The sequence below is a fragment of the Actinoplanes sp. NPDC051470 genome (assembly GCF_040682035.1).
Classification (GTDB): domain Bacteria; phylum Actinomycetota; class Actinomycetes; order Mycobacteriales; family Micromonosporaceae; genus Actinoplanes.
In genome coordinates, this window is sequence record NZ_JBFBAA010000001.1 from 672505 (window position 1) to 693041 (window position 20537).

The 20537-nt window shown below is 71.2% G+C and carries 18 protein-coding genes; 5 read left to right on the plus strand and 13 right to left on the minus strand.

Going from position 1 to position 20537, the window contains the following annotated elements; all coding sequences use genetic code 11:
- Window positions 1-2: 2 nt before the first annotated feature.
- Window positions 3-380, minus strand: a complete 378-nt coding sequence (ndhC, locus tag AB0M54_RS03280) for an NADH-quinone oxidoreductase subunit A (protein ID WP_364317026.1) — start codon at window positions 378-380, stop codon at window positions 3-5.
- A gap of 176 nt (window positions 381-556) precedes the next feature.
- On the opposite strand from ndhC, the gene AB0M54_RS03285 reads away from it, so the two are divergent.
- Both AB0M54_RS03285 and AB0M54_RS03290 read left to right on the plus strand, forming a co-directional pair.
- Window positions 557-2410, plus strand: coding sequence for a 2-oxoacid:acceptor oxidoreductase subunit alpha (locus AB0M54_RS03285; protein ID WP_364317023.1), 1854 nt, complete (start codon window positions 557-559; stop codon window positions 2408-2410).
- Window positions 2403-3434 (plus strand): 2-oxoacid:ferredoxin oxidoreductase subunit beta, encoded by a 1032-nt coding sequence (locus AB0M54_RS03290; RefSeq protein WP_364313713.1) that lies wholly within the window; start codon window positions 2403-2405, stop codon window positions 3432-3434. Before AB0M54_RS03285 ends, AB0M54_RS03290 begins: the two co-directional genes overlap by 8 nt.
- Window positions 3435-3438: 4 nt before the next feature.
- Here AB0M54_RS03290 and AB0M54_RS03295 read toward each other — a convergent pair whose 3' ends face one another.
- Window positions 3439-4455: an NAD-binding protein gene (locus tag AB0M54_RS03295; protein WP_364313710.1), complete on the minus strand. Its 1017-nt coding sequence runs from the start codon at window positions 4453-4455 to the stop codon at window positions 3439-3441.
- A 212-nt stretch (window positions 4456-4667) separates the two neighbouring features.
- Between AB0M54_RS03295 and AB0M54_RS03300 the strand changes: the two genes are divergently transcribed.
- On the plus strand, window positions 4668-5177 hold the full coding sequence (locus AB0M54_RS03300; protein ID WP_364468847.1) for a phospholipase: 510 nt from the start codon (window positions 4668-4670) through the stop codon (window positions 5175-5177).
- A gap of 76 nt (window positions 5178-5253) precedes the next feature.
- On the opposite strand, the gene AB0M54_RS03305 is transcribed toward AB0M54_RS03300, so the two are convergent.
- Together AB0M54_RS03305 and AB0M54_RS03310 are read right to left on the minus strand one after the other, a co-directional pair.
- Entirely contained in the window at window positions 5254-7890 is a 2637-nt protein-coding gene (locus AB0M54_RS03305; protein WP_364468849.1) for an adenylate/guanylate cyclase domain-containing protein, read from the minus strand.
- A 288-nt stretch (window positions 7891-8178) separates the two neighbouring features.
- Window positions 8179-8388, minus strand: coding sequence for a zinc ribbon domain-containing protein (locus tag AB0M54_RS03310; RefSeq protein ID WP_364313702.1), 210 nt, complete (start codon window positions 8386-8388; stop codon window positions 8179-8181).
- 281 nt (window positions 8389-8669) lie between these two features.
- On the opposite strand from AB0M54_RS03310, the gene AB0M54_RS03315 reads away from it, so the two are divergent.
- Both AB0M54_RS03315 and AB0M54_RS03320 read left to right on the plus strand, forming a co-directional pair.
- Complete coding sequence (locus tag AB0M54_RS03315; RefSeq protein ID WP_364468851.1) at window positions 8670-10028, plus strand: murein transglycosylase; 1359 nt, start codon at window positions 8670-8672, stop codon at window positions 10026-10028.
- Between the two features lie 77 nt (window positions 10029-10105).
- Window positions 10106-11119, plus strand: coding sequence for a GNAT family N-acetyltransferase (locus AB0M54_RS03320; protein WP_364313698.1), 1014 nt, complete (start codon window positions 10106-10108; stop codon window positions 11117-11119).
- Window positions 11120-11123: 4 nt separating this feature from the next.
- Here the strand turns inward: AB0M54_RS03320 and AB0M54_RS03325 are convergent, their stop codons facing one another.
- The 9 genes from AB0M54_RS03325 to AB0M54_RS03365 all read right to left on the minus strand — a co-directional run bounded on the left by AB0M54_RS03325 (window position 11124) and on the right by AB0M54_RS03365 (window position 20229).
- Window positions 11124-11618 (minus strand): helix-turn-helix transcriptional regulator, encoded by a 495-nt coding sequence (locus tag AB0M54_RS03325; protein ID WP_364468853.1) that lies wholly within the window; start codon window positions 11616-11618, stop codon window positions 11124-11126.
- A 449-nt stretch (window positions 11619-12067) separates the two neighbouring features.
- Window positions 12068-13057: a porphobilinogen synthase gene (hemB, locus tag AB0M54_RS03330; protein ID WP_364468855.1), complete on the minus strand. Its 990-nt coding sequence runs from the start codon at window positions 13055-13057 to the stop codon at window positions 12068-12070.
- A gap of 9 nt (window positions 13058-13066) precedes the next feature.
- Complete coding sequence (locus AB0M54_RS03335) at window positions 13067-14653, minus strand: uroporphyrinogen-III synthase (RefSeq protein WP_364313690.1); 1587 nt, start codon at window positions 14651-14653, stop codon at window positions 13067-13069.
- Window positions 14650-15579: a hydroxymethylbilane synthase gene (gene hemC / locus AB0M54_RS03340; RefSeq protein ID WP_364313687.1), complete on the minus strand. Its 930-nt coding sequence runs from the start codon at window positions 15577-15579 to the stop codon at window positions 14650-14652. The genes AB0M54_RS03335 and hemC overlap by 4 nt, the downstream gene beginning before the upstream one ends.
- A complete protein-coding gene (locus AB0M54_RS03345) occupies window positions 15576-16865 on the minus strand; it encodes a glutamyl-tRNA reductase (RefSeq protein WP_364468857.1) in 1290 nt (429 codons plus the stop codon). The genes hemC and AB0M54_RS03345 overlap by 4 nt, the downstream gene beginning before the upstream one ends.
- Window positions 16862-17581, minus strand: coding sequence for a redox-sensing transcriptional repressor Rex (locus tag AB0M54_RS03350; protein ID WP_364313682.1), 720 nt, complete (start codon window positions 17579-17581; stop codon window positions 16862-16864). The genes AB0M54_RS03345 and AB0M54_RS03350 overlap by 4 nt, the downstream gene beginning before the upstream one ends.
- A gap of 240 nt (window positions 17582-17821) precedes the next feature.
- Window positions 17822-18463 (minus strand): HAD hydrolase-like protein, encoded by a 642-nt coding sequence (locus tag AB0M54_RS03355; protein WP_364468859.1) that lies wholly within the window; start codon window positions 18461-18463, stop codon window positions 17822-17824.
- Between the two features lie 9 nt (window positions 18464-18472).
- Window positions 18473-18730: a glutaredoxin family protein gene (locus AB0M54_RS03360; RefSeq protein WP_364313678.1), complete on the minus strand. Its 258-nt coding sequence runs from the start codon at window positions 18728-18730 to the stop codon at window positions 18473-18475.
- Entirely contained in the window at window positions 18727-20229 is a 1503-nt protein-coding gene (locus AB0M54_RS03365; protein ID WP_364313676.1) for an AMP-binding protein, read from the minus strand. The genes AB0M54_RS03360 and AB0M54_RS03365 overlap by 4 nt, the downstream gene beginning before the upstream one ends.
- Window positions 20230-20537: the final 308 nt, after the last annotated feature.

Below are 20537 nucleotides of genomic sequence, written 5' to 3' on the forward strand. Positions count from 1 at the left end.
TCTCACGTCCAGGACAGGATGCGCTTGCGCCACGCGTAGAGGATGCCCAGCGCCAGCACGGCCACGAAGATGCCCATCTCGGCCACCGTGACCAGGCCGAACCCGGGCCGGTCGAAGACCACCGCCCAGGGGAACAGGAACACCGCCTCGACGGCGAAAAGGACATAAAGGTACGCGTACACGTAATAGCGAATCTGGGCCTGAGCCCAGTCGCCACCGACCGGATCCATGCCACTTTCGTAGGCGATTCGCTTGCCGGACGGCTCGGCCGGCGAGGACGGGCTCAGCAGCCGGTTGGCCCCGAACGCGCCGACGAACACCAGCACCCCAGCGAGAAGGACGAGGCCGAGTGTGGCGTACGTACCCAGGTAGCCCTGCACGTCTGTCAGCCTAGCCATCCGTCTGCCGAGACACGATTGGGACACCGTGCCGCGCCTGGCTACTGTGGTCAACGGTCTTTGATCGGACAGGCTCCTCGACCAACGGTGGTAAGGACTGGCGACGTAGGCTGGAACTGACGCACGGGAGGGTGACGAAAGTGGCCGAGGTCGATGGGATTTCGCATCCCACGAAACTGGTCGAGCAGCTGGACCGCGTGGTCATCCGGTTCGCCGGCGACTCCGGCGACGGCATGCAGCTCACCGGGGACCGATTCACGTCCGAGACCGCACAGCTGGGCAACGACATCTCCACGTTGCCGAACTTCCCCGCCGAGATCCGCGCACCGGCCGGGACGCTGCCCGGGGTCTCCAGTTTCCAGGTGCACTTCGCCGACTACGACATCCTGACCCCCGGCGACGCGCCCAACGTGCTGGTCGCGATGAACCCGGCCGCGCTCAAGGCCAACCTCTCCGACCTGCCGTCCGGCGCCGACATCATCGTCAACACCGACGAGTTCACCAAGCGCAACCTGGCCAAGGTGGGCTACGCGGTGAGCCCGCTCGAAGACGGCTCGCTGTCCGGCTACGTCCTGCACCCGGTCGCGCTGACCTCGATGACGATCGGGGCGCTGGCCGACCTCAACATCGCCAAGAAGGACGCCGAGCGGGCCAAGAACATGTTCGCCCTCGGCCTGCTGAGCTGGATGTACTCGCGGCCGTTCGAGTCCACGCTGCGGTTCCTGGAGCGCAAGTTCGCCAAGCGGCCCGACCTCGTGGCGGCCAACAAGGCGGCGTTCCAGGCCGGCTGGAACTTCGGCGAGACGACCGAGGACTTCTCGGTGCGGTACGAGGTGAAGCCGGCCAAGATGCGCCCGGGCACCTACCGGAACATCACCGGCAACGCCGCCCTGGCACTCGGGCTGGTGGCCGCGAGCGTGCGGGCCAAGCTCCCGATGTTCCTGGGCGCCTACCCGATCACCCCGGCCTCCGACATCCTGCACGAGCTGTCCAAGCACAAGCGGTTCGGCATCACCACGATGCAGGCGGAAGACGAGATCGCGGCGATCGGCGCGGCGCTGGGCGCGTCGTACGGCGGCGCGATCGGCGTGACCACCACCTCGGGCCCGGGTGTGGCGCTCAAGGGCGAGACCATCTCGCTGGCCATCGCGCTGGAACTGCCGCTGGTCATCGTCGACGTGCAACGGGCCGGCCCGTCCACCGGCATGCCGACCAAGACCGAGCAGGCCGACCTCAACATGGCCCTGTACGGCCGGCACGGCGAGGCGCCGCTCGCGGTAATCGCGCCCAAGTCGCCGTCCGACTGCTTCCACGCGGCGCTCGAGGCGGTCCGCATCGCGTTGACCTACCGCACCCCGGTCATCCTGCTCAGCGACAACTACGTGGCGAACGGGTCCGAGCCGTGGCTGCTGCCCGAGATCGGCGAGCTGCCCGATCTCACCGTCGACTTCGCCCGCGAGCCGAACGCCGACGACGGGCGCTTCCTGCCCTACCTGCGCGACCCCGAGACGCTGGCCCGGCCGTGGGCGATCCCGGGCACGCCCGGCCTGCAACACCGCATCGGTGGCCTGGAGAAGGCCGACAAGACCGGCGACATCTCGTACGACCCGGCCAACCACGAGTTCATGGTGCGGATCCGGGCCGAGCGGATCGAGTCGATCCCGGTGCCGGACGTCGAGGTGGAAGACCCGGACGACGACTCCCGGGTGCTGGTGCTGGGCTGGGGCTCGACGTACGGTCCGATCGGCGCCGCCTGCCGGGCGCTGCGCCAGCGTGGCCTGCCGATCGCCCAGGCCCACCTGCGCCACCTGAACCCGATGCCGGCCAACCTCGGCGAGGTGCTCAAGGCGTACGACAAGGTGGTGATCCCCGAGATGAACCTGGGTCAGCTGGCCCACGTCATCCGCGCGAGATACCTCGTCGACGCGATTCCCTTCAACCAGGTCAGCGGTCTTCCCTTCACGGCCGCGACGCTGGAGAACATGCTCGAGGACGTGGTCAAGAATGGTTAGCACCTCCATCCCGTTGACGCCGGTGAAGTTGACCGCGAAGGACTTCAAGTCCGACCAGGAGGTCCGCTGGTGCCCCGGCTGCGGTGACTACGCCATCCTGGCCGCGGTCCAGCAGTTCATGCCCGAGCTGGGCATCGCCCGGGAGAACACCGTCTTCGTGTCCGGGATCGGCTGCTCGTCGCGCTTCCCGTACTACATGAACACGTACGGTCTGCACTCGATCCACGGGCGCGCGCCGGCGATCGCGACCGGTCTGTCGGCGTCCCGCCCCGACCTGTCGGTCTGGGTCGTCACCGGCGACGGCGACGCGCTGTCGATCGGCGGCAACCACCTGATCCACGCCCTGCGCCGCAACGTCAACCTGAAGATCCTGCTGTTCAACAACCGGATCTACGGTCTGACCAAGGGGCAGTACTCGCCGACGTCGGAGATCGGGAAGATCACCAAGTCGACGCCGTCCGGGTCGGCCGACTCGCCGTTCAATCCACTGTCGCTGGCGCTGGGCGCCGAGGCGACCTTCGTGGCCCGCACCATCGACTCGGACCGCAAGCACCTCCAGTCGGTGCTGCGCGCGGCGGCCGAGCACGAGGGTTCGGCGTTCGTGGAGATCTACCAGAACTGCAACATCTTCAACGACAACGCGTTCGAGCTGATCAAGGACCCGGGCACCCGTGACGACCACCTGATCCGCCTGGAGCAGGGCCAGCCGATCACGTTCGGGCCCGAGGGCCGCTTCTCCGTCGTGCACCCCGAGGGCAGCTTCGGGCTCCAGGTGCAGGAAGGCGGCGACGCGATCGTCCACGACCCGACCGTCGACGACCCGGCCTACGCGTTCGCGCTCAGCCGGCTCTCCGGCTCCGACCTGAACACCACGCCGATCGGGGTGTTCCGTTCGGTGCGGCGGCCGTCCTACGACGAGATCGTGCAGAAGCAGTTGCTCGACGCCCGGTCGCAGGCCACCGGCACCCCCGAGGGCATGCTCTCCGAGCTGCTGACCTCGGGCGACACCTGGACAATCCTCTAGAACGTCAGATGGAGAGGCCGGCGACGGACGCGTTCTCGTCGCGGATGTAGACGAGCATGTCGCCGGTCTCGATCGTCATCGGATCGGGCCCGCCCAGCGGCACCACCTTGCCGCGGCGGATCAGCGCCACCACCAGGGTGTCCAGCTGGCGCGGGTTGCGACCGACCTCGGCCCGCTCGGCCGACCGCATCGCCAGCGCCATGCCCTGACCCGGGGTGAGCAGGTCTTCCACCACGTCGATGAGCGGCGGCGCGGTGGTGGTCAGGCCCAGCAGCCGGCCCGCGGTCGCGGAGCTGACGATCACGTGGTGGGCGCCGCTCTGCTTGAGCAGGGCGGCGTTCTCCTGCTCGCGGACCGAGGCGATGATCCGCACCTGACCTGCGGTGAGCTGGCGGACGGTCAACGTGATCAGCACCGACGCCTCGTCGCTGTCGGTCGCGATGATCACCGCCTTGCAGTTCTGCACGTCCGCCTGCTTGAGCACCGACGAGCGGGTGGCGTTGCCCTCGATGATGGCCAGACCGTTGGCCGTGGCCTGCCGGATCGCCTCGGGACGGGTCTCGACCAGCACGATGCGCCGCTTGTCGTAGCCGGTCTCGAGCAGCGCGCTGACCGCGGCGGCGCCCTTGGTGCCGTACCCGCAGATGATGATGTGGTCCTTCAACTTGTGCCTCCAGCGCGCGACACGCAGGCCCTTGCGGTACTGCTCGGTCAGGACCTCGAGGGTCGTGCCGACCAGGATGATCAGGAAGAGGACGCGGGCCGGCGTGATGAACAGGACGTTGATGAGCCGCGCGTGCGGGGTGGCCGGCGTGATGTCGCCGTACCCGGTCGTGGAGAGCGACACGACCGCGTAGTAGAAGCAGTCGAGCAGGGTCAGGCCGTCCTCGTTGACGTCCCGGTAGCCGTCCCGGCCGGTGTAGACGATCGCCACGGTGACCAGCACCAGGCCGACCGCAATGGCCAGCCGCGAGGTGAGAGCCCGCAGTGGTCCTTGGCGGACCAGCGGTAAGTGGATCATCGGGCGCCTCTGTGCACGTGCTCACGATAGCCGCCAGGGCGAGGCCCGTTGGACCAGGACAGCACAAGACACGCAGTGACGGAACACCCATCAATCAGTTACTTCATCGTTCGAACAAAAGAAATCGACCGGCTTGTATATCGCAAGCTCCGGATCGAAGACTGGCCTTCCTCGGCCCTCACGAGGGGCCCGTTGTTGCTGGAAGGTCGACGATGACTCGTTACATCCGCCGTACGCTCGTGGTCCTCACCGCCGTGCTCGCCGTGCTCGCGCCGAGCGTCGCCGCCCAGGCCGCCGCCAGCAAGGCCGACGTCATCAGGAGCTGGACCCAGACGTCCGCCTCGAGCTACAACGCCTGGAACGCGGCACGCCTGAACCACGGCCCGTGGGCGTCCTACAACTTCGACTGGTCCACCGACTCGTGCTCGAGCAGCCCCGACAACCCGCTCGGCTTCCACTTCGACCTCTCCTGCCGGCGCCACGACTTCGGGTACCGCAACTACAAGGCCATCGGCGCCTTCGACGCCAACAAGGCGCGGGTCGACTCGGCGTTCCACGCCGACCTCCAGCGCGTCTGCGACACCTACAACAGGCTGCTCCAGCCGCCGTGCGACGCCCTGGCCTGGATCTACTACCAGGCCGTGAAGAACTTCGGGTCGCTCGCCGCGGTCAAGCAGGCCGACATCGACCACGCGCGCGAGCTGATGCCGGCCGCGCACTGAACGGACCGGCCGGATGCGGGGTCGCCGGATCGGCGGCCCCGCGTCGTCGCAGGGCGGAGTCATCGCAGGGTCGGAGTCATCGCAGGGTCGGGGCGAATCGGACCGAGCCGTACTCCAGATCGGGGTGCTCGACCGCCAGCGCGGCCGCGATGATCCGGTCGAAGCCCTGATCGGCGCCGTTCGCGTAGGCCGCGTCGAACGCCGCGTCGCCGATCGCGCCACGGGACTTGGCCTGCTGCTCGGCCCAGAACGCCCCGAACATCTCGGTCCGGCGCACCCCGCGCACACCCTCCGAGCCGCCGAACAGCATCGCCGCCGTGGTGTGGTCGCCACCCATCGCGCAGCGCACGGCCAGCGCGGCGACGGCGTCCGCAGTGCCGCCCCGGAACCCGTGCCGCAGCCGCGACCGCAGCGCCACCACCACGTGATCGTGGGCCGCCACCAGGTCACCGCGGCGCAGGGCGATCAGACCCAGAAGCCAGTCGACGGTACGCCGTCCGCGATCCGACGGGCGGCCGGCCTCGGCCTGGCGCGCGCCCCCGAGCAGCTCCGCCGCCTCGTCGAGCGCGTCCCTCCGCCACAGCAGCTCGGCCAGCGCCACCACGGTCGGCAGGGCGGCGGCCGGGACACCGGTTCGCTCGGCGCGCGCGATCACGTCGCGGCAGACCCGCTCGGCCTCGGCCGCGCCCAACCCGATCCGGCGACCGGCCAGCGCCCGCACGAGCAGGCCCGGGTGATCGGCGCGGCGGGCGACATCCTCGGCCCGGTCCAGGAAACGGACCCGCTCGTCCCGGTCGTCGGCCAGGCCGGCGTGCACCAGATAGGCCGACGCCAGCTCGGCCGGGGCGATGTGCCGGCCGCCCAGCCGGCCGTACAACCGGTAGAGCAGGTCGCGGCCCTCCCGGGCGCCGCCGTGCTCACGCCACCACGGGTCCAGGGCGCCGGCCAGCCGCAGACCGGCCCGCACGCTGCCCTCGGCGGCGGACCAGCGCAGGGCCGCCTGCCACTCGTCCACGTAGGGCGCGCCCTCGGCCAGCGACACGGTGCGCGGCTGGCCGTCGGTGTCCACCGCGACACCGTCCAGGGTGTGCAGTGCCCAGGCGGTGTGCCGGTTGCGGGCGGCCGACTCGTCACCGGCGGCGGCCAGCTTGCGGGTGGCGTACCCCCGGATGGTCCGGGAAAGCCGGTAGCGCGACCCCGGCAGAATCTCGATCAGAGACTTGTCGGCCAGCTCGGTCAGCCCGGCCAGCGCGTCGTCGCCGCACCACTCCACGGCGGACAGATTCACCGGGCCGGTGAAGACGGCAAGCCGCCGCAGCAGTCCCGAGGCGCCGTCGCCGAGCGTCCGGTACGACCAGTCCAGGCTGGCGGTCAGGCTCCGGTGCCGCTGGTCCGGGTCGCCCGGGTCGCCCGCCCGCATGGTGTCGAGCGCCCACGCCGGATCGTCCAGGCGACCGGCCAGCTCGGCCGCGGTCAGCAGGCGCAGCCGGGTCGCGGCCAGCTCCAGGGCCAGCGGGGAACCGTCCAGGCCGGACGCCACCCGGGCCAGGTCACCGGACTCGTCCCGGGTGATCGGACGGCCGCCACGGGCCGCCGTGGTGCGGGTGCTCAGCAGCGCGTACGCGTCGGCCGGAGCCATCGGCGGCACCCGCCACACCAGCTCGCCGTGCACGTCGAGCGGCTCCCGGCCGGCGGCCAGCACGTCCACCTCGGGGCATTCGGCGATCAGCCGGCGAACCACCGAGGCCACCGTCCGGGGCGCGGCGTCGACCGTGTCGATCAGCAGCAGCAACCGTCGTTCGGCGCAGGCCTCGAGCACCGTGTCCAGCAGCGGGCGGCCGGGTTCGCGGCGCAGGCTCAGGGCGCGGGCGATCGCGCCGGGCAGGCCGGTCGGGCCGGTCGCGCTCGCCGCGTCCACGATCCAGACCCCGTCCGGGTACGCGATCAGCAGCTCGGCCGCGGCCGCCAGCGCCAGCCGGGTCTTGCCGATGCCACCGGGACCGGCCACGGTGACCAGCCGGTGCCGGGCGACCAGCGCGGTCAGCTCGTCCCGCTCGGGCCGCCGCCCCACGAGCGGGGTCAGCGCGGCCGGCAGGTTGTTCGTCGGGGCGCCCGGGGTGCGGGGCCTCGGGAACTCGCGGTCGAGCCCGTTCGCGACGAGCTGGAACAGCCGCTCGGCGTCGTCGAAGCCACGGAGCTTGTGCGGGCCCAGGTCGAGCAGGTCGACCCCGGTCATCGCCGCCTTGACCGCGGCGCCGCCTCGTTCGGCGGGCCAGGTGGTGACGGCCATCGCGGTCGCCTCCGAGCAGAGCACTTGGCTGCCGTGCGCGGCCGAGGCCACCCGGGCGGCCCGGTGCACCTCGGCGCTGACGTACTCGCCGTTGGCCGGCAGGGCCCAGCCGGTGTGCAGGCCCATCCGGACCCGGGGCTGAGCCTCCGGGGTCGGCCAGGCATGTGCGGCGAGTGCACGCTGCGCAGCGACGCACGCGGCCACGGCGGCCGGCGCCTCGTCGAAGGCGACGAAAAAGGAGTCACCCTCAGTGAAGAGCTCGTAGCCGCCAAAGTTACTCAGCGCAGCGCGAAGCACACTCCTGTGTGCGCCGAGCACGGCTGCATACGACTCACCGAGCATCTGGGCCAGACGCGTCGAGCCCTCGATGTCGGTGAACATAAAGGTCACCAGCCCACTCGGCAGCTCGGTCCGACCCGACACGGTAAGAACCTCCGCCCCTAGGGAAGTCGCGTTTCATGCTGCCGCACAGTTATGGGGTAGCACATCGTAGAAACGGTCGGTAACCATCTTCCCGTCACGGCCGACCCTGGACGGGCGACGCGCGCGGGTCATCGACGATTACTCACAGCACTACGCGTGACGTAACGAAGCGGTTCACGTCCAGTTGCGCCGGCAAGTGGATCGATCTCACCGGCTGTTCGGACGGCCCCTCAGGGAGTAACGCGCCTCAACACCATTACTGACGGACAGCCGGGGCGTCGGCCGCGATCAGCAGCCGCAGGCGCCGCCACAACAGCCGCCACCGGCGGACGGCGCGGGCGCCCCGGCGCCGCCCTTGCCCAGGGCGACTGTGGACAGAAGCTTGACAGTGTCGGCGTGGCCCTGAGGGCAGGACGCGGGGGCGGTGGCCTCGGCCATCGGGCGGCTGACCTCGAAGGTGTCACCGCAGGCCCGGCAGCGGTAGTCATAACGCGGCATGACGGTCAGGGTAGGCCGCCGGTGCGACAAACGCGGTCCCGTGCGGGTCGCGTTCGCCGGGTAGTGTCGTGGCCGTGGCGGAGCGGCACGAGAAACCATCGAACCGGCCCGGGAAAGACGACGCGCCGGGTCCTGACGTGCGTCCGCCGGCGCCACACCGGGGTGGGCCGCTCGGCAGTTCCGGGGCGGCCCCGGGGTCCTCCTCCTCGCCGGAAGTTCTGCCCGAAGCCACCCCGTCCGAGGGGTCCGAGCGGGCAACCGCCGAAGACGCTGCCCCTGCGGTGAGTGAGAAGGAAAGCGCGGAGAGTACGTCCAAGGTCGAGAGTGCGGACGCCTCCTCCTCGTCCTCCGAGCCGCCCGCGCCCGCTAAGGCCGAGGAGGAGGCGTCCGAGGCGCCCGCGCCCGCTAAGCCCGCCGCGGCCGCGGCTCCTGCCGCCGCTGCCGTTCCCTCAAAGCCTGCCGAGGCCAAGGCGGCCGAGGCGCCCGCGCCTGTCGGAGGCGCCGGGACGGTCGCGCCGGCCAAGGTTGAAGCCGACGGCGAGAAGACGGATGCAGGCAAGCCCGACGCGGCGAAGGACGGTGACAGCAAGGACGGCGGCAGCGCCGACAAGAAGGACAGCGGCGGCCCGGAGAAGAAGGACGGCGGCGACGGCAAGAAAGATGTCGCCGACATCGACCTCGACAAGCCGGTCGTCGTCACCACGGGCACCGCGTCCGGCAAGCGGGTCACCCGGGTGCTGCGGCGGGCCAACCCGATCAAGGCCGCCCGCACGGCGACCCGCAGCACGTCGGCGTGGGCCAAGAAGCCGTCCGGGCGTCTGCTCATCCCGGCGGTCGCGGCCGCCCTGCTGATCGGTGCGGCCGGCGCCGCGGGTGCTTACCTCGTACCCAAGGCCCTGGAAGCCGGCGCCGCACCCAGCCGCAGCCCGGGCTTCCCGCTCGACCAGGCCGCCCCCGGCCCGCTCGGGGCCAGCAACGGCGCCCTCCCACCGATCGACCCCAACGTCGGCGGCTTCAGCGCCGACCCGGTGCTTCCCCCGGTCACCGGCGGCGGCCGCCCCGCCGACTCGTTGCAGGGCTGGGCCCAGGGCGTCGGCACCCGGGTCGGCATCCCGGTGGTGGCGGTCCAGGCCTACGGGTACGCCGAACTGATCGCGGCCAAGATGACCCCGAACTGCCACCTCAGCTGGACCACGCTCGCCGCCATCGCCAAGGTCGAGTCGGGCCACGGCAGCGCCAACGGCTCGGTGCTCAACGCCGACGGCACCGTGGTGCCCCCGATCTACGGCCTGCCGCTGGACGGCAAGGGCGGCCGGCAGTCGATCCCGGACACCGACAAGGGCGTGCTCGACGCCGACACCTCCTTCGACCGGGCGATCGGGCCGCTCCAGTTCATCCCGGCCACCTGGACGCTGATGACGGCGCGCAAGGAGGTGGACGCCGACAACAGCGGCGCCGCCGACCCCAACGACATCGACGACGCGTCCATGGCCGCGGCCTTCTACCTGTGTCAGAGTGGGCGCGACCTGTCCAAGGCGGACGCCTGGTGGGATGCGATCCTGACCTACAACGCGGTGCGCCCGTACGCGCAGAAGGTCTTCGACGCGGCAAATGAGTATGGCCAGCGCAGTCGGGTTTGACAACTCAGCGTGAGCAGATCGGCACGAATGACTCCCCGGCACTTCCCGTTCTTGCCCGCATTCGGCAAGCTGTACGGGTGAGGGTGCGCGAATGGGATCCGCGGGCGGCGTCGGACGGTGAGATCGAAGCGCTCGTGGTGACGGTCAACGCGGTCCTGGCACAGGACCTGCCCGATGACCCGCCATGGCGTGAGGTCCAGGTCAGGGACTATCTGGCCGAGACCATGCCGGGCGAACGCCGGATCAGCTGGGTGGCCGAGGACGACCGGCTCGCCGAGGGCGAGAGCCAGATCTATGCCCATGTGAACCTGCTGCTCCTGGGCAACATCGGCGTGCTCGAGGTGCTGGTGCACCCACGGCTGCGCCGACGGGGGCTGGGTCGCCAGCTGGTGGCGGTCGCGGCGCGGCGCGCGTACCTCGAAGGCTTCTCGTCCTTGGGGGTCGAGGCCATCGGGCGGACGCCGGCGATCGCGTTCTACGAGGCGCTGGGCTTCGAGAAGGAGTACGTCGAGACGAGAAGCGTGCTCCACCTGTCCAAGGTGGACTGGGTGACGCTGGGCGAGATGGCGAACGGCATCAGCGAGGGCTACCGGCTCGAGTACCACCCCGGCGGCCCGCCCGACGAGCTGATGGAGGCGTACGCCCAGGCGAAGACCGAGGCCGAGGACAGCGACCTGGAGATGCAGCCGCGCAGCTCCGACCCGCAGCGCCTGAAGGACAGCCTGCTGACCCTGCACCGGCGCGGCCTGAAGCCGTACATCGTGCTGGCCATCCACGAGGCGACCGGCGCGGTGGCCGGCCTGACCGAGGTCGTCGTCCCGGCCCAACACCCCGAACGCGCCGACCAGTACGACACGATCGTCGTCCGCGACCACCGCGGCTACGGCATCGACCGCGCCATCAAGGCCAAGATGCTCTTCGAGCTCCGCAGCGCCGAGCCCGGCCTGCACGAGGTACAGACCTGGAACGCCCAGCACAACGAGTCCATGCTGAAGGTCAACGCCGAACTGGGCTTCCAGCCCGACCGCGACTGGTGCGAATACGGCGCCGACGTCTCCGGCCTCGTCGAGTCCTTCGCCCCCACCGAGTGACCTCTCAACTCGCCCGCTGAATCCGCCACCAGAGATCGAGATCCGGCGGCGGCGGCATGTGCCGGTACTTCGACACCCGGACCTCCCATTGGCTGCGCATGCGCATCACATCCCGCCGCTCCCGGTCCCGGTGGAAGGTTTCGGGCGGCCTTGCCAACCCGTAGCGGTCTCCCCACCACTCCCCGGGCTCCGGGTCGAGAACCATGTCCAGATGGCTCGGATAGCGCCGCTCCGCTCCGTCCCTCGTGTCATCCCAGTCCTCCATGGGCTGCACCAGCCGCCCCTCCTCGTCGATGACCGTCAGCCATAACTCCGCCGGCCGTAGAAGCCGCGACATCACCGCCAGGCTGGGAATTCGAACACCCGCCTCGATCCGGCTCACCACGGAATGCGACAGGCCGCTGGCCTTGGCGATCTCACGCTGACTGAGATCGGCCAACCGGCGCGCGCGCCGAACGAGCCCGGCCGCGGGAAATTCGTCGTCCTTTGCTGCTGTCACGAGCGAAATGGTGGCAGTTGCCGGCCGCTCGCTCCGCGCCCCTGTGGACAACGCCTCCCCACGCCTTTTGCTCTGAGCGCGTATAGGCAACACCCTGACCAAGGGAGCGGCGGCCGAACCCGAGAATTGACGTAGCCAGCAGGTGCATATGCCCCGAATCGGGCCGTCATCGTCGAGTCAGAGCCGGAATATCGCTCTGCGTGGCCACCGACCTCTCCCCGCACCCATCGCCTGGATGCCGGAAGTGCAGCTCATGCCCGGTGTTGCCTATACGCGCTCAGAGCAAAAGGGCGGAGGAGGGTGGTGGCGGGTTGGAGCTACTGACTGCGGAGAGTGTCCGTCAGGAAAGGGGAACTCCGCTGCGGCAGACGCTGAGGACGGTCGGTGCGACGGTCGGAACGTCGGCCGGGCGGGCAGCCGGGCGGGCGGGCGTGAGCTGCGGGTTTGGGTCAGTAGCGGGCGCGGAGGAGCTGGGCGGCTTCGGTGGCCCAGTAGGTCAGGATGATCTGGGCGCCGGCTCGCTTGATGGAGGTGAGGGACTCGAGGATGGCGCGCTCGCGGTCGATCCAGTTGTTGGCGGCGGCGGCCTCGATCATCGCGTACTCGCCGCTCACCTGGTAGGCGGCGATGGGGATGTCGACCCGGTCGCGGAGGCGGGTGATGATGTCGAGGTAGGGCATCGCGGGCTTGACCATGACGACGTCGGCGCCCTCGGCGATGTCGAGATCGGTCTCGCGGAGGGCCTCGCGGGCGTTGCCGGGGTCCTGCTGGTACTGGCGGCGGTCGCCCTGGAGGGAGCTCTCGACGGCCTCGCGGAACGGGCCGTAGAAGGCGCCGGCGTACTTGGCGGCGTACGCCAGGATGCTGGTGTCCTGGAAATTCGCCGCGTCGAGGGCCTTGCGGACGGCGCCGACCTGGCCGTCCATCATGCCGGACGTGCCGACCATGTGGGCGCCGGCGGTGGCCTGCGCGACGCCCATCCGGGCGTAGAGGGCCAGGGTGGCGTCGTTGTCCACCGAGCCGTCGTCGGCCAGCACGCCGCAGTGGCCGTGTGAGGTGAACTCGTCCAGGCACAGGTCGCTCATCACGACCGTGCTGTCGCCCACCTCGGCGATGACGTCGCTGATGGCCACGTTCAGGATGCCGTCGGGGGCGAGGCCCTGGCTGCCGGTCTCGTCCTTGTGGTCGTCGGTGGGCACGCCGTAGAGCATCAGGCCGCCGACCCCGGCCCGGACCGCCTCGTGGGCCGCCTTGCGCAGGCTCTCCCGCGAGTGCTGGACCGCGCCGGGCATCGACGAGATCGCGCGCGGCTCGGTCAGGCCCTCCTTGACGAAGAGCGGCAGCACCAGTTCGGCCGGCGCCACCCGCGTCTCCTCGACCAGGCGACGAATGGCGGCGCTGCGGCGAAGACGACGTAGGCGGACGTCCGGGTACGACATGAGGATCTCCTAGCGGAAGCGGAGCGCCGTGGGTCCCTGCACCTTCGAGCCACGCCGCTGCTTGGCCGGCATGGCGGCGAGCTTCTCGCGCAGCTCGATCGCGTACTCGGCCAGCGCCTCGACCAGGTCGGGCACCGACGCGTGCTGCGGCTGCACGTCGACCCGGAGGCCGAACTCGATGGCAGTCTCGGCCGTCTTCGGGCCGATCACCGCGACCACCGTGCGGGCGTGCGGCTTGCCGGCGATGCCGACCAGGTTGCGGACCGTCGACGAGCTGGTGAAGAGCACCGCGTCGAAGCCACCGGACTTGATGGCGTCGCGGATGTCGGCCGGCGGCGGCGCGGCACGCACCGTGCGGTAGGCGGTCACGTCGTCGACCTCCCAGCCGCGCTCGATCAGCCCGGCGGCGAGCGTCTCGGTGGCGATGTCGGCGCGCGGCAGCAGCACCCGGCCGACCGGGTCGAGGATCTCGTCGTGCGGCGAGAACTCGGCCAGCAGGCCGTCGCTGGACTGGTCGCCGGCGGGCACCATCTCGGGCTGGATGCCGAACGCCCGCACGGCCTCGGCGGTCGCCTCACCGATGCAGGCGATCTTCACGCCGCCGAAGTGGCGGGCGTCCAGGCCGTGCTCGGCGAACTTCTCCCAGACCGCGCGGACCGCGTTGACCGAGGTGAAGACGACCCAGGCGTACCGGCCGTCGACCAGGCCCTTGACCGCGCGCTCCATCTGGGCGGGGGTGCGGGGCGGCTCGACCGCGATGGTCGGCACCTCGCACGGGATGGCGCCGTACGCCCGTAGCCGCGCGCTCATCGCGCCCGCCTGCTCCTTGGTGCGCGGCACCAGCACCTTCCACCCGTACAGCGGGCGGTTCTCCCACCAGCTCATCTTGTCGCGGTGGGCGACCTCGCCGCCGACGGTGAGGACGACCCGGCCGGTGAAGCCGAGCGCCGCCGCGACGAAGCTGTCCACGCTGGAGGTGGTCGTGTACTGCGTCTCGCCGGTGCCGTCGCCGGTCACCGCGACCGCGGTGCCGGGCTCGATGCCCGCGGCGAGCAGGCCGTCGCGAACCGCGGCCAGGTCACCGGCGTCCACGGCGACCGCGAACGTGCCCTTGCGCGCGGCGTTGGCGAGGCTCTCGAAGTCGAGTGCGGCCACGTCGTCGACGTCGGCCACGGTGCGTACGCCCGGCAGCGGCACACCGGCGTAGGTGGCCACACCCTCGGCCTGCCCGAGACCGGGCACCACCTCGAAGTGCACCGCAGTACGCGCGACCGCCTGGACCTCGCGCACCACCGTCTCGTGCCCGAACGGGTCGCCGGCCACCAGGTGGACCGCGTTGAGCCCGGAGCGGGCCGCGGAGATCAGCACCTTGGCCACGTCGCCGGACGCGCCCTCGGCCGGGCTGAACTGGGCGTCCGCCTTGGCCTCGGCCCTGATCGCGGCGAGCAGCGTGTCGGGTACGCCGCTGTCGTAGACCACCTGGTCGGCCTCGACCAGAGCGTCGTGCGCCCGGCGTGTCAACAGCTCGGGGTCGCCGGGTCCAGCGCCGACGAACGCGATGCGTCCGGCGGGCTTGCGGGCGGTGCGGGTGGTCATGCTGTGCTCCCCATCAGGGTGTCGGCGCCGGCGTCGAGGAGATCGGCGGCGAGTGCCTTGCCGATCTCCGCCGCGTCGGCGGGCGTTCCGGTGCGCGACAACCGGACGTCTCGGCCCCCGTCCGGGCTGATCACGGCACCGCGCAGGTAGATCTCGTCGCCGTCCTCGCCTTCAGCGAGCTCGGCATATGCGGCGACCGGGGCGGAGCACCCGGCCTCCAGCGTGGCGAGCATCGCCCGTTCCGCCGTGACGGTGGAACGGGACGGTGCATGATCGAGCGTGGCCAGCAGTTCGACCAGGTCGGTGTCGCCGGACCGGCACTCGACCGCCAGCGCGCCCTGGGCCGGGGCGGGCAGCATGAGCATCGGATCCAGCGTTTCGGTGACCTCGGCCGTGCGGCCGAGACGCGCCACTCCGGCCCGGGCCAGGACGACCGCGTCGAGGTCGGCCTGAGGGCCGAGCACCCGAGCGATCCGGCTGTCGACGTTGCCCCGGATCGGAGTGATCCGCAACTGTAGGCCCAAAGCGTGCAGTTGCGCGATTCGGCGCACCGCGCCCGTCCCGATCTGCGAGCCCGCGGGCAGCTCGGTCAGGGTCAGCCGGTCGCGTGCGATCAGCACGTCGCGCGGGTCGGCACGCTCGGGAACTGCGGCGATGTGCAGGCTGGGCTGGTCGCCGGTGGGCAGGTCCTTGTACGAGTGCACGGCGAAGTCGATCTCGTCGGCCAGCAATGCATCCCGCAGTGCGGACACGAAGACCCCGACGCCGAGCTGGGCGACCGGCGCGGCCGACTTGTCGCCCGCGGTGGCGATGCGCACCAACTCGACCGGGTGACCGGTGACCGCCATCAGGGCATCCGCGACCTGCCGCGACTGGGCCAGGGCCAGTTGCGAGCCGCGGGTCCCGAGGCGCAGTGGCGTCCTCATGCGTTACCCCCGATCTCCGGTACGGCGTCGGCCTGCGTGGCCAGTGGAACGTCCAGGTCGAACAGCTCGCGCAGCAGGGTGGCGTACTGATCACCACCGGGCTCGGCGGCCAGCTGCCGGACCCGGACGGTCGGCGAGTGCAGCAGCTGCTGGACGACCCGGTGCAGCGTACGGGAAACGTCGGCCCGCTGCTCCTCGGTGAATTCCGGCCGTCGCGCGTGCAGCTTGCGCAGCTCGCCGGCCACCACGTCGTCGGCCCGGGTCCGTAGCGCCGCCACCGTCGGAGCGATGTCGGCGCCGCGCAGCCAGGCCAGGAAGTGCTCGACCTCGGCGGCCACGATCTGCTCGACCGCCGCCGTCTCGGCCGCCGCGGGCAGGGCCCGCCGGCTGTCGGCCAGGCCCTCGATGTCGATCACGGTCACGCCGTCGATCCCGGTCACGTCCGGCGCCACGTCCCGCGGCACCGCCAGGTCGAGCACGACCAGCGGGGCGGCGGCGGCGAGCAGGGCGCGGTCGAGCACCGGCCCGGCGGACGCGGTGGCGCTGACCACGACCTCGGCCTCGGCCAGCGCGCCGGCCAGGTCGGCGTAGGGAACCGCGGTGGCGCCGTAGGCCTCGGCCAGCCGCGACGCCCGCTCGGCGCCCCGGTTGGTGATCGTCAGCGGCCCGACCCCGGCCCGGGTGAGCGTGGCGACCGACAGCGCGCCCATCGCCCCGGCCCCGATCACCAGCGCCGGCCGGCCGGTCAGGTCACCGATGTGCGAGGCGGCCACGTCGAGGGCGGCGGAGACCACGCTCTGCCCGGCCTTGTCGATGCCGGTCTCGGCGTGGGCCCGCTTGCCGACCCGCAGCGTCTGCTGCATCAGCTCGTGCAGCAGCCGTCCGGCGGCGTCCGCCTCGGTGGCCTGGTGGTAGGCGTCGCGGAGCTGCCCGAGGATCTGCGCCTCGCCGACGACCATCGACTCGAGACCGGCCGAGACCCGGAAGGCGTGCCGGACGGCCGCCTCGTCGTAGTGCACGTAGAGGTGGGCGGCGAGCGTGTTGCCACTGATGCCGGAATGTTCGGCCAGGACACTGCAGATGTCGCCGAGGCCGCCGTGGAAGCCGGTGACCGCCGCGTACACCTCGACCCGGTTGCAGGTCGAGACGACCACGGCCTCGCCGACGTACGGCTGCCGGATCAGCTCCTGGAGCACCGCTTCCTGCTGGGCCGGCGCGAACACGAGCCGTTCCAGGGTGGCGACGTCCGCCGTGCGGTAGGACGTGCCGACACAGAGCAGGTTCATGACCCCACCGCCTCGGTCCGGCCGCCGGGCAACGCGGTCAGCGACGCCTTGCGGTGCTCGTGGAAGGAGAGGATCTGCAGCTCGATGGCCAGGTCGACCTTGCGGACGTCGACGCCCGCCGGGACCGTGAGCACGCACGGCGCGAAGTTCAGGATGCTGGTCACGCCGGCGGCGACCAGGTCGTCGGCCACGGTCTGCGCGGCCGAGGCCGGGGTGGCGATCACTCCGATGGCGATCGACTCCTCGGCGGCGACCTGCGGCAGTTCGTCGATGTGCCGGACGACCAGGCCGCTGATCTCTTCGCCGACCCGGTTGGCGTCGGCGTCGAAGAGGGCGACGATGCGGAAGCCGCGGCTGGCGAACCCGTCGTACCCGGCCAGCGCGTGCCCGAGGTTGCCGACGCCGACCAGGCAGACCGCCCGGCGCTGGTCGAGCCCGAGGATGTACTCGATCTGGGCGGTCAGCAGGGCCACGTCGTAGCCGACGCCGCGGGTGCCGTACGACCCCAGGTGGGAGAGGTCCTTGCGGAGCTTGGCCGAGTTGACCCCGGCGGCGGCCGCGAGGCCCTCGCTGGAGATGGTCTCTGCTCCGTCCGCCAGGTTGTGCAGCGCACGGAGATATTCCGGCAGCCGGGCGATGGTCGCCTCGGGTAGATCCGGGAAGGCGGGAACCGCACCTGGCGTGCCGGGTGTGTTTCCGTGTCGCTGCTCGCTCATCTGACTCCGTGCCGACGAGATGGCTGACCTGCAGAGAGCCCGACGTGGACGGCAAGGTCCGGCTGTGATAGCGGGGCTCGTCAGTGCCACAGAGTAGGCGCTTGTGAAGGCGTGCACAAATCGCGATCTTGGTAGGAGGTCTGGACGAAGATCCACTTGCCGTGCTAATGGCAAGCTCTCCCGAGTATTACCGGTGAACCCGCCCCACGCCCAATCGCGTCACGATCCCGACCCCGGGTATCAGAGCGTACGGGCGATCTCCACGGCCTCGACCAGGGTGTCCGCCACCGGGCAGCCGGCCGCCCGCAGGCGCGTGGCGTCGGTGAACCCGCCCGTGTAGAGCACCACCGCGGCGCCGTTGGACCGGGCCGCCGCGGCGTCGTCGAGCGAGTCGCCGATCAGGACGGCCTCGGCGCCGGTGACGCCTATCTCACGCAGGTGGCCGGCCAGGTGTCCGGCCTTGAGGTCGCCGCCCACCTCGGTGCGCAGGCCGTCGACCCGGGTGAAGTGCCCGCTCAGCCCGTACGTCTCCAGGGCCGGGACCAGCTCGCTGTGGAACCACATGGACAGCAGCGACTGGCTGCCCGGCCAGCTGGTCAGCGCCTCCTTGGCATCCGCGGCCAGGGCCATCGTGGTCAGCCCGAGCCGGTACGCGTCGTGGAAGATCCGGTCCAGCTGGCCGAACTCCTCGTCGTCGACCGCCCGCTCGAGGATCTCGGCGTAGAACTCGGCCACCGGCCGGCGGAACCGGGTGCGGTGCTCGTCGGGGCTCACGTCGCGCCCGCCGACGGCCGCGAAGGCCCGGTTGGTGGCGATCACCACCAGCGCGAAATCGTCGAGCAGAGTGCCGTTCCAGTCCCAGACAAGATGCGTACGCGCCACGCGGACAACTTACAGGCGAGGCGCGCCGGGCGGCTTCGCGATATCGCGCCGCAGCCGTTCCTCCTCGACCCGCCAGTAGCCGTGCTCCCGGCCGTCCAGCAGCACCACCGGCACCCGGTCGCCGTAGTCCCGCTCCAGCTCGAGCGACGACTCCACGTCGACCCGGTCCCAGGCGCCGGGCACGACCCGCTCCAGCGCCTGCTCGGCCACCTCGCACAGGTGGCACCCGTCCCGGCTGATCAGCGTGACCCGGTTGGTCGTGGTCATGACAGCTCCCGTTTCCGCACCTTGCCCAGCGCCGAGTGGGGCAACGAGGGCACCAGCTCGATCGCGGCGGGCAGCTTGAAGCGCGCGAGCTGCGCCGCGCAGAAGACCTGAAGCTCGGCCGCGGTGGGTGGCGGGTCGAGGGCCGGCACCACGTACGCGTGGGGCGCCTGCCCGGTGTCCGGGTGGTCCATCGCGACCACCGCCGCCTCGGCCACGCCCGGGTGGGCGTCCAGCACCCGCTCGATCTCGGCCGGGTAGACGTTGAAGCCGTTCACCAGGATCAGCTCGCCGAGCCGGTCGACCAGGTGCAGGTCACCGTCGCCGTCGGCGTACGCGATGTCCCCGGTGGCCCACCATCCGTCGGGGTCCGGCCCGTCCCGCCCGTCCGGCCAGTAGCCGCCGAACAGGTTGGCCCCGCGCACCACGATCTCGCCCGGGTCGGTGCCGGCCGAGTCCTCGACGGAGAGATCCAGCTCGGCCAGGTCCTCGGCCGGGGTGGCGGTGCCGTCGGCCCAGAGCACCTCGCCGTCGGCCGTGCGCAGCCGCAGCTCCACGCCGGGCAGCGGGCGCCCGATCGAGCCGGGCTTGCCCCGGTCGCTCACCGCGGTGGTGGTCAGCACCGGGGCGGTCTCGGTCAGCCCGTACCCGATGATCACGGTCCGGCCGGTGACCGCGGTGAACCGGGCGGCGTCGTCGGGGCCGAGCGGGGCGGCGCCACAGACCGCGGTGCGCACGGTCGCGAGAGAGGTTCCGGCCGATTCCGTACGCGACCACGCCGCGTACATGCTCGGCACCCCGACCGTCACGGTCACGCCGTGCTCGGCGATCACGCCGAGCGAGGCCTCGGGGTCGAAGCGGTCCAGCAGCACGCCGGTGGCCGCGTGATGGGCGACCGACCCGAGGCCGGTGTTCAGCCCGTAGGCGTGGAAGAACGGCACGGTGAGCAGCACGACGTCGGCCGGGCCGACGACGGCCGGCTCGATCCGGTCGAGCTGCTCGTGGTTGGCGGCCAGCGCGCCGTGGCTGAGCATGGCGCCCCGGGGCCGCCCGCTGGTGCCCGAGGTGTAGAGCAGCACGGCGAGCTGATCGGCGGCGATGTCCGGCAGTTCGGCGGCCGCGCCGGAGCCGGCGTCCTCCAGCTCGCGCGGCGACACGCACGACACGCCGTCCAGCGCGCCGGCCGTGACCACCAGCGACACGCCCGCGTCGGACAGGGCATATCCCCGCTCGTCGGCGGTGTACCCGGGATTGAGCGGCACCGCGACCAGCCCGGCTCGCAACACACCGAAGTACGCGATCGCGAAGTCGATCGAGGTACCCAGCACGAGGCCGATCCGGTGGCCCGGCCCATCGACCGCGGTGGCCAGCCGGCGGGCCGCCCGGTCGACCCTCGCGTCGACGTCTTCCCAGGTCAGCGACGTTTCTCCGGCGATCAGCGCGATGCCGTGGGGGCGGCGCCGGGCGGCCTCGCGGACCGCGTCGCGTGCTCTGTTCTCCACAGCGGCTGAGTGTGGCACATCACCCCCGGACGGAGGAGGACGGACAACTTGTCCGTCTCCGTCCGGCGCGGGTCGTACATCGTCGCAGAAGTTCCTGTTGTCTCGTCTGCGCCACTTCATGCTGTTTTCGCGCAGCGCACACGGTGTGCGACTCCGTGTGTCCGGTGTCCGTGACACTCCAGATCTGTGTAACGGACTCCACACCCATGGGTGCGGTCGTGGTCCCGGCAGTTCCGGGCTCGGCCCACCCCTTTTGTTGTGAGTGACCATCCCTCACCCCCGAGGAGGCCGCTGTGCCACACGAAGCA

Bases quoted from the DNA above. Each gene is read 5' to 3' on its own strand.
- AB0M54_RS03290 (WP_364313713.1), top strand. From the start codon at position 2,403: ATGGTTAGCACCTCCATCCCGTTGACGCCGGTGAAGTTGACCGCGAAG.
- AB0M54_RS03295 (WP_364313710.1), bottom strand. From the start codon at position 4,455: ATGATCCACTTACCGCTGGTCCGCCAAGGACCACTGCGGGCTCTCACC.
- AB0M54_RS03300 (WP_364468847.1), top strand. From the start codon at position 4,668: ATGACTCGTTACATCCGCCGTACGCTCGTGGTCCTCACCGCCGTGCTC.
- AB0M54_RS03310 (WP_364313702.1), bottom strand. From the start codon at position 8,388: ATGCCGCGTTATGACTACCGCTGCCGGGCCTGCGGTGACACCTTCGAG.
- hemB (WP_364468855.1), bottom strand. From the start codon at position 13,057: ATGTCGTACCCGGACGTCCGCCTACGTCGTCTTCGCCGCAGCGCCGCC.
- AB0M54_RS03335 (WP_364313690.1), bottom strand. From the start codon at position 14,653: ATGACCACCCGCACCGCCCGCAAGCCCGCCGGACGCATCGCGTTCGTC.
- hemC (WP_364313687.1), bottom strand. From the start codon at position 15,579: ATGAGGACGCCACTGCGCCTCGGGACCCGCGGCTCGCAACTGGCCCTG.
- AB0M54_RS03345 (WP_364468857.1), bottom strand. From the start codon at position 16,865: ATGAACCTGCTCTGTGTCGGCACGTCCTACCGCACGGCGGACGTCGCC.
- AB0M54_RS03350 (WP_364313682.1), bottom strand. From the start codon at position 17,581: ATGAGCGAGCAGCGACACGGAAACACACCCGGCACGCCAGGTGCGGTT.
- AB0M54_RS03360 (WP_364313678.1), bottom strand. From the start codon at position 18,730: ATGACCACGACCAACCGGGTCACGCTGATCAGCCGGGACGGGTGCCAC.